Below are 8,140 nucleotides of genomic sequence, written 5' to 3'. Positions count from 1 at the left end.
CACGTCGTCCGCCCCGCCCGTGACGGTGGTCCCATCCGGGGCCACCGTCACGGGCGGGGCGGAAGACGTGACCGGGGCGACACCGGATGCGGGGGGCATCGTCGGACCTGCCGCTACTGTCCCTTCCGCATGGGGCTGCGTCGGGACGGCGGGGACGGAAGCGGCAGGGAGAGATGCTGCAACGGAGGCCTGCGGGGCGGCAGGCCCGTCAGGGTGGGCCTCCTGCGACCGGGCGGGACTTACTGATGACACAAGCGCGACCAGAGCGGCGCCGGCGCAGCACGCGACCGGACGCGACAGGGCCGAACCGGCCATGAGGGAAACATTCACGAGACGTCTGAACTCCACGCTGTTGGGACCGCATATACCTCACACCATGCCCTGCATGCGAAGGGAACGAAAAGAAAAACCGCCCACATGGAGGGAAGTTCATTTTTTATTGTGTCCAGTTTATGTCCAGTTCATGTTGCGCCCCTTTTACGCCTCATCCGCCCTGTACGGTTTCGTCCTGACGGCAATGGCATTATGATCGGCGTGCATGGCCATGCACGTCCCCTGCCCCACCTGCATCGCAGGGCATCATGCCGGCAGCCTCCGGGCCACCGGGGCATGGTCCTGTTCCCGTTATCCGCGGAGTATCCCCGATGTCGCCTGATCCCACCCTGTCCCCCCTGGCCACCACGGACAGCCTGTTTTTCGAACGCGCTGACGCACGCCTTGGCCGGACGGAGGCCGAACGCCTTGTCCAGCAGGCGCTGTCGGGCATGGATGATGGCGAACTGTTCCTGGAATACCGCGAAAGCGAGATGATCTCCCTCGATGAAGGGGTGATCCGTTCGGCAACCTTCGACACCTCCTCCGGCTTCGGCCTGCGCGCGGTGATCGACCAGGAAACCGGATTCGCCCATTCGGATGAAATCAGCGAAAGCGCCATCCGCCGCGCCAGCGAAACCGTGGCGCAGATCCGCGCGGGCCGCAGCGGCACGCTGGCGGTGGGGCCGCAGGCGACGAACCACCGGCTCTATCCCACCCTCAACCCGCTGGGGGAGACCGATTTCGCCACGCGCGCAGCACTGCTATCGGAACTCGACGCCTATGCCCGCGCGCGCGACCCGCGCGTGGTACAGGTCATGGCATCGCTGTCGGCGCAGTGGCAGGCGGTGCAGATCATCCGCCCCGACGGGCAGCGTGTGGCCGACATCCGCCCGCTGGTGCGCATGAACGTCTCGGTCGTGGTAGAAAAGGACGGCCGCCGTGAAAGTGGCGGGCACGGGCTGGGCGGGCGGTATGCCTATACCCGCCTGCTGGATGCCGCCGTGTGGAAACCCGCCGTGGACGAGGCGCTGCGCATGGCGCTCGTCAACCTTGACGCCGCCCCGGCGCCTGCGGGGGAAATGGAGGTCGTGCTGGGCGCGGGCTGGCCGGGCATCCTGCTGCACGAGGCCGTGGGCCACGGGCTGGAGGGGGATTTCAACCGCAAGGGCACCTCCGCCTTTGCCGGGCTGATGGGACAGCGCGTGGCCGCCCCCGGCGTGACCGTGGTCGATGACGGCACCCTGCCCGAACGTCGCGGCAGCCTGACGGTTGATGACGAAGGCACGCCCACGGGCCGCACGGTCATGATCGAGGACGGGATCCTGACCGGCTACCTTCAGGACCGGCTGAACGCGCGGCTGATGGGGGTGCGTCCCACCGGGAACGGGCGGCGCCAGTCCTATGCCCATGCGCCCCTGCCGCGCATGACCAACACCATCATGCTGGGCGGTGACGCCACGACCGAGGACATGATCCGCACGACGAAGCGCGGTCTGTATGCCGTCAATTTCGGTGGCGGGCAGGTGGACATCACCTCCGGCAAGTTCGTCTTCGCCGCGTCGGAGGCCTACCTGATCGAGGACGGGAAGGTCACCACCCCGGTCCGTGGCGCGACCCTGATCGGCAATGGCGCGGATGCGATGACCAAGGTCACCATGATCGGGCAGGAACCCGCGCTTGACCCCGGCATCGGCACCTGTGGCAAGTCCGGGCAGGGCGTGCCGGTGGGCGTGGGACAGCCGACGCTGAAGATGACCGGCCTGACGATCGGCGGCACGGGGGGCTGACCCCCGCGCCGGGTTCTCAAGAAGTAATGGTTTCCAAAGGGCAATGCCCTTTGGCGGGTTTCAGGGCAGAGCCCTGAGGATGCTTCATCAATGATGCCGCATTCTGAAAATGCGGCGTCTTTCGAAGCTTTTTGAAAAAAGCTTCACCAAAAACTTCTATCCCTCATCTTCCATGAAGGATGCCGCCCCGTCCTGCTCCGCCCTGCTGCGGGCATGGGACATCAGGCCCTTCATGTGGCGGATGACAACGGGCAGGCCGTCGAAGATCGCCTGCCCGATCAGGAAATGGCCGATATTGAGTTCGACGATTTCCGGCCGCGCGGCAATCGGGGCGACATTGTCGTAATTCAGCCCGTGGCCCGCATGCACTTCCAGCCCCATGGACGCCGCAAGCGTCGCCCCACGTGCGATCCGCGCCATTTCGCGCACCTGCGCCTCCCCATCCGCCGCCCCGGCATAGGCCCCGGTATGCAGCTCCACCACCGCCGCGCCAACGCGCGTGGCCGCCGCGATCTGTTCCGCGTCGGGATCAATGAACAGCGACACCCGTATCCCCGCATCCCGCAGGCGCGCGACATGCGCGGACAGCGCCGTCTCCGTCCCCGCGACATCAAGGCCGCCTTCCGTCGTGACTTCCTCCCGCCGTTCGGGGACAAGGCAGCACGCATGCGGGCGCAGGGTGGTGGCGATACCGACCATCTCTGGCGTTGCCGCCATTTCCATGTTCAGCGGGATCGCCAGTTCGGTACGCAGGCGTGACAGGTCACGGTCGCGGATATGGCGCCGGTCCTCGCGCAGGTGGGCGGTAATGCCGTCCGCGCCCGCCGCCTGCGCCAGCAGGGCGGCACGCACGGGGTCCGGATCGGCTCCGCCCCGCGCATTCCGAACGGTGGCGACATGGTCGATATTCACACCCAGGCGCTGCGGGCGAAGCGGGAAAGATGTCATGACCTGTTCCTGTTTACTGCCATTTCGGCGGCCATGCGCATTGCCGCCACCAGACTCGACGGGTCGGCGGTGCCATGGCCTGCAATGTCAAAGGCCGTGCCGTGATCGGGGGAGGTGCGGATGACCGGCAGGCCGAGCGTCACGTTCACCCCCTGCGCCATGTCCAGTGTCTTGAGCGGGATCAGCCCCTGGTCATGGTACATGCACATCGCCACGTCATAGCGCGCGCGCGCCGTGGGCGTGAACATCGTATCGGGCGGCCACGGTCCGGTGATGTCCATGCCCTCCGCCCGCAGGGCCTCGATCGCGGGGATGATGATGTCGCGTTCTTCCGTGCCCATCGTGCCGCCTTCCCCCGCATGGGGGTTGAGGCCCGCAACCGCGATGCGTGGCGCGGCAATGCCGAAATCCCGGCGCAGGGCGGCATGTGTGGTGCGCGTCGCACGGATGATGCCCGGCATGTCCAACTCCGCGATCGCCCGGCGCAGGGCGACATGGACCGTCACCGGCACCACCCGCAGGTAGGGACAGGCCAGCATCATCACCTCGCGCCCCGGCGCCGCGCACAGTTCGCCCAGATATTCGGTATGGCCCGGATGGGGAAAACCCGCGCGGCGCAGCACGACCTTGCTGATGGGATTGGTGACGACGCCCGCGACCTCCCCCGCCTGCGCCATGCGCACGGCGCGCGCGATGCTGCCGGTAATCGCATCGGCATTGGCGCTGTCGGGATGGCCCGGCGTCACCGGGGCGGCAAGCGACAGCGGCAGGACGGGGATGGCGTCGGCAAACGCCGTGCGCGCCGCCGCGATGTCGGGCACCACGCGCACCGGCCCACCGGCGCGGGTCAGGATATCGGGATCACCGATGACGACGAAACCCGGCCCCTGCCGGTGCAGGGCGCGCCACGCCCCCACCGTGATTTCCGGGCCGATCCCCGCCGGGTCGCCCATCGTCAGGGCCAGCATGTCGGACATCGGCCGCACCTTTCGTTGTCAGTCCCGCGCCCCCGCCGCGATGGCGTGCAGGATGCGCACCCACGACCGGATGCCCTTGTGGAAGGAGACGAGGTCATATTTCTCGTCCGGGGAATGGGCGCGGTCGTCATCCTGCGCGAACCCGATCAGCAGCGCGGACATGCCAAGGATGTTGCGCATGTCGGCGGCAACGGGAATGGACCCGCCACAACCGATGGTGACGGCGGGCACGCCCCATTCCGCGCCAAGCGCCGCAAGGGCGGGACGCAGGCCGGTGGCGTCATCGGCCACGACGCACGCACCCGACCCGCCATGGGGGGCGAATTCCACCGTGCAGTCCTCCGGCAGGGCGGCGCGCACATGGCTGCAGAAGCTTTCGCGCACCCGCACCGGGTCCTGCCCCGCGACAAGGCGGAACGACACCTTGGCCGACGCCATGGCGGGCAGGACCGTCTTGAACCCCTCCCCCGTATAGCCGCCGGAAATGCCGTTGATCTCGAAGCTCGGGCGGCACCATGTCTGCTCTATGGCGGTGTAGCCCTTCTCCCCCGCAGGCTGCGACAGGCCGACCGCACCGAGGAAGGTCGCGTCATCGGGCGCAATCTCGCGCCAGCGCGCGCGCAGTTCGGGGGAAGGTTCGCGCACGCCCTCGTAAAACCCCGGCAGCGTGACGCGACCGCTTTCATGATCCCGCACGGAGGCGAGGATCGTGCACAGCAGTTCGATCGGGTTGCGCGCGGCATTGCCGTAAATGCCAGAATGCAGGTCGCGCGTGGCGCATTTCAGGGTGACTTCCTCCCCCACCATGCCGCGCAGGGCCGTGGTGACGGCAGGCGTCGCGCCCAGCATGCCGGTATCGCAGATCAGGCCGATATCGGCGGCGAGTTCGTCGCGATGCTCCATCAGGAACGGCACGAGGTTGGGACCGCCGCTTTCCTCCTCCCCCTCGATGACGAGGGAGATGCGCACCGGCATCGCGCCGCGTGTCGCACGGATGGCGCGCAAGGCCTCGATGAAGGTCATGACCTGCCCCTTGTCGTCGGACGCGCCGCGCGCGACGATCTGGCGCGCGCCGTCATCGCGCGTCACCATGACGGGTTCGAACGGGTCGCTGTGCCACAGGTTCAGCGGATCGACAGGCTGCACGTCGTAATGGCCATAGAACAGGACATGCGGGCCTTCGGGCGGGGTGCGGTCATGGGCGACGACGACCGGATGGCCCGGCGTTTCACACACGCGGGCGGAAAAACCGATCTCCTCAAGCTCCCGGCACAGCCACTGCGCCGCCGCACGGCAGTCGCCCGCATGTTCGGGCCGGGTGGAGACACTGGGGATACGCAGCAGACCGAACAGGCGCGACAGGCTTTCCTCCAGCGTGCGATCGACATGATCGAGCACAGGCGTCAGGTCAGTGGAATGGTCGGTCATCGGTCCTGGGATCCTTGCTGCTTGGTCTGGTGCTGCGGTACCGCAACGCGCGCGACTGTGCGAATGATGCCACGAAAATGCAATCCCGCCGGATGACTGCCTGAAATGCCGTTCCCGACAGGGTGTACACATATGAAAAGTTTTTGGTGACGCTTTTTCCAAAAAGCTTCAAAGAACGCCGCCTTTTTGAAAAAAGCCGGCACCCAAAAACTTTTATTAATTTTATCAGCAGGTTATTTTAAATATCACGCTGCCACGCAGATGCCGGATCAGAAGAGCTGCCCCCGCAGGAAGCCCAGCGCGGGCAGCGGACGCCACCCCCGTGGCAGGTCCGTGCGGCGGACGGGGCGAATGGAGTAGACGGGCACGGGCTGGCCCGACTGGCGCAGGAACGCGCGATAGGCCGCGACCTGCTGCATGCGCCACTCGCAATCCGCCAGCGCCGCCTGCCGCGTGGCATAGATGCTGGCGACGCGCATGCGCCGCCCCAGTGTTGCGACCACGCCCCACATCCCGTCATCCCGACGGGCGGTGGCGCCAAAGGCAATGACTTTTCCCATTGCGCCCCTTTCCACCGCGCCATCATGGCGCAAGCCGCGCCATTCCGGCAATCCGGACATCCACGACATCATGTTGCATCGGCCGGATCAAGCTTTCATGCTGTCACAAACATCGTGACCATACCGCCCCGACAGGGTTTTCCTTGCAGGGGAAAATCCTTGACGCTAGGGAAGCGCATCATGATCCGTCTGTTCATCACGCTGCCGTTCGTGCTCGGGCTTATTATCCTGGCCGCCTGCAATCAGGGCTCAGCCCCCATGACATGGCTGGAGTGGCAGTGGAACTCCTCCCCCGGCGTGCTGGCGCTGCTGACGGGGGCGGTGTTCTATGCGCTGGGATATGTCTGCGCCTGGATCGGGACGCTGGGCCAGATCCGCCGCGCCCGAAAGGCAGAGCAGCAGGTCCGCACTCTGGAGGCCGAGGCCGCGACCCTGCGCGCCAGCGTGGCCGCACATGCCTCGGCAATGGTGAAAATGGGGCTGGAGTTCACCTATGCGCAGGGGCTTGAGGCGGTGCGCGAGGTCGCGGATGGCCTGCCGCTGTTCCTTGACCTGAAACTGCATGACATCCCCAATACCGTGGCGTCCGCCATCGGCAGCCTGGCGCGGGTGCGGCCGGCGATGCTGACGATCCATGCGTCGGGTGGCCGCGCCATGATCGCCGCCGCGCGCAGGGCGGTGGACGAGACCTTCCCCGAAGGCGCGCGCCCGCTGCTGCTGGCGGTGACGGTGCTGACGAGCCTCGATGCCGAGGCGCTGCATGAAACCGGCGTTGAATCGGACGTAGCGGACCAGGTGGTGCGACTGGGCCGCCTTGCGGTCTCGGCCGGGGCGGATGGCCTGGTCTGCTCCCCCCATGAAATCCGCCTGCTGCGCGAAGCGCTGGGCGATGGACCGGTCCTTGTGGTGCCGGGCATCCGTCCCGCCGGGAGTGCGGCGGGGGACCAGAAACGCATCATGACCCCGGCGCAGGCCCATGCGGCAGGCGCGGATTACATCGTGGTGGGCCGCCCCATCACCCGTGCGCCCGACCCGGCCGCGGCGGCGGCGGCCATTGCGGCGGAACTCTCGGCCTGAACATGGCCATGGGGGCCAATATCACCGGGGTCAAGATCTGCGGCATTACCGAGGCCGTTGCGCTGGACACCGCCATCGAAGCAGGGGCGCGGTGGGTCGGGTTCGTGTTCTTCGGCCCCTCCCCCCGCAACGTCGCGCCAGACGTCGCAAAAATGCTGGCGGCGCAGGTGCCCGATGGCGGCCCCGGCCGGATCGGCCTGTTCGTCAAACCCACGGATGCGGAGATCACGCGCGTTCTCGACACCGTCACGCTTGATGGTCTGCAGGTCTACGCCCCGGAGGCACGCGCCATGGAAATCCGCGCGCGCTTCGGCCTTCCGGTCTGGCGCGCGGTCGGGATTGCGGCACGCAGCGACCTGCCTTCTGCGACGGGACTTGATGGGCTGGTCATCGAATCACGGCCGCCCGCAGGCAGCACGCGACCGGGCGGCAATGCCCGCTGCCTTGACTGGGGCCTGACCGAAGGCTGGCGCGCCCCCGCGCCATGGATGCTGGCCGGCGGGCTGAAGCCGGACAACGTGGCCGATGCCATCATGCGCAGCGGCGCACGGGCGGTGGACGTGTCTTCGGGCGTGGAAAGCGCGCCGGGTGTCAAATCCGCCACACTGATCCGCGCCTTCATCACTGCGGCGATGAACGCCTTTCGCGCGTAAGGAGAGGCCGCGGTTCAGGCCGCTGCCCTGAAACCCGCCAGAGGGCATTGCCCTGCGGAAACCACGACCTGTCCACGCAACGCCGGAGAACCTTCATCCCATGGGATCGGCGTCTCAGGGATAGGGGTAGCCATAGACCGGCGGCGGAGGGGGCGGCGGTGGCGGATAGGCGTAATAGGGATACGGCGCGGGATACCTGTAGACGGGATAGGGATACCCGTAATAGCGATAGGGCGAGAATGCGCGCCCCATCATGGCCCCGGCCACCATGCCCGCGGCAGGGATAATGTGTCGCCGCCCGGAGGGGAGACGACGAAGGAAAGAGGATCTGGGTCGATGCGCAGGATTGCATTCGTGCTGGCGGTGTCGCTTGGACTGGTCAGCGTGCTGCCCGC

Annotated in this window: 9 protein-coding genes; 3 read left to right on the top strand and 6 right to left on the bottom strand. The window is 67.1% G+C overall.

What is annotated here, in order from left to right:
• On the bottom strand, nucleotides 1-330 hold a 330-nt coding region (locus tag KMAL_RS17010), incomplete at its 3' end, for a hypothetical protein (protein WP_408887936.1).
• A 314-nt stretch (nucleotides 331-644) separates the two neighbouring features.
• Between KMAL_RS17010 and tldD the strand changes: the two genes are divergently transcribed.
• Nucleotides 645-2,102, top strand: coding sequence for a metalloprotease TldD (gene tldD / locus KMAL_RS15430; RefSeq protein WP_110096391.1), 1,458 nt, complete (start codon nucleotides 645-647; stop codon nucleotides 2,100-2,102).
• Between the two features lie 156 nt (nucleotides 2,103-2,258).
• Here the strand turns inward: tldD and KMAL_RS15425 are convergent, their stop codons facing one another.
• The 4 genes from KMAL_RS15425 to KMAL_RS15410 form a co-directional block, all read right to left on the bottom strand.
• Nucleotides 2,259-3,050 carry a pyridoxine 5'-phosphate synthase gene (locus KMAL_RS15425; protein WP_110096390.1) on the bottom strand — a complete coding sequence of 264 codons (792 nt, stop codon included), beginning with the start codon at nucleotides 3,048-3,050 and terminating at the stop codon, nucleotides 2,259-2,261.
• Nucleotides 3,047-4,018, bottom strand: coding sequence for a 4-hydroxythreonine-4-phosphate dehydrogenase PdxA (gene pdxA / locus KMAL_RS15420; protein ID WP_180999855.1), 972 nt, complete (start codon nucleotides 4,016-4,018; stop codon nucleotides 3,047-3,049). Before pdxA ends, KMAL_RS15425 begins: the two co-directional genes overlap by 4 nt.
• Before the next feature lie 27 nt (nucleotides 4,019-4,045).
• Complete coding sequence (locus KMAL_RS15415) at nucleotides 4,046-5,455, bottom strand: M20/M25/M40 family metallo-hydrolase (protein ID WP_110096388.1); 1,410 nt, start codon at nucleotides 5,453-5,455, stop codon at nucleotides 4,046-4,048.
• A gap of 269 nt (nucleotides 5,456-5,724) precedes the next feature.
• The gene (locus KMAL_RS15410) at nucleotides 5,725-6,015 is read right to left on the bottom strand and encodes a hypothetical protein (RefSeq protein WP_110096394.1); all 291 of its coding nucleotides are present in this window, start codon (nucleotides 6,013-6,015) and stop codon (nucleotides 5,725-5,727) included.
• Nucleotides 6,016-6,426: 411 nt separating this feature from the next.
• Here KMAL_RS15410 and pyrF point away from each other — a divergent pair, with 411 nt between their 5' ends.
• Complete coding sequence (gene pyrF, locus KMAL_RS15405) at nucleotides 6,427-7,092, top strand: orotidine-5'-phosphate decarboxylase (RefSeq protein ID WP_338043511.1); 666 nt, start codon at nucleotides 6,427-6,429, stop codon at nucleotides 7,090-7,092.
• Nucleotides 7,093-7,100: 8 nt separating this feature from the next.
• On the top strand, nucleotides 7,101-7,745 hold the full coding sequence (locus KMAL_RS15400; RefSeq protein ID WP_110096392.1) for a phosphoribosylanthranilate isomerase: 645 nt from the start codon (nucleotides 7,101-7,103) through the stop codon (nucleotides 7,743-7,745).
• A gap of 114 nt (nucleotides 7,746-7,859) precedes the next feature.
• Here the strand turns inward: KMAL_RS15400 and KMAL_RS17370 are convergent, their stop codons facing one another.
• On the bottom strand, nucleotides 7,860-8,000 hold the full coding sequence (locus tag KMAL_RS17370) for a hypothetical protein (RefSeq protein ID WP_180999854.1): 141 nt from the start codon (nucleotides 7,998-8,000) through the stop codon (nucleotides 7,860-7,862).
• Nucleotides 8,001-8,140: the final 140 nt, after the last annotated feature.

It is taken from the genome of Novacetimonas maltaceti (assembly GCF_002906255.1).
In the GTDB taxonomy this organism is placed as follows: Bacteria; Pseudomonadota; Alphaproteobacteria; order Acetobacterales; family Acetobacteraceae; genus Novacetimonas; species Novacetimonas maltaceti.
The sequence above is the reverse complement of the archived record's forward strand: the minus strand, read 5'-3'. Positions and strand labels throughout refer to the sequence as shown.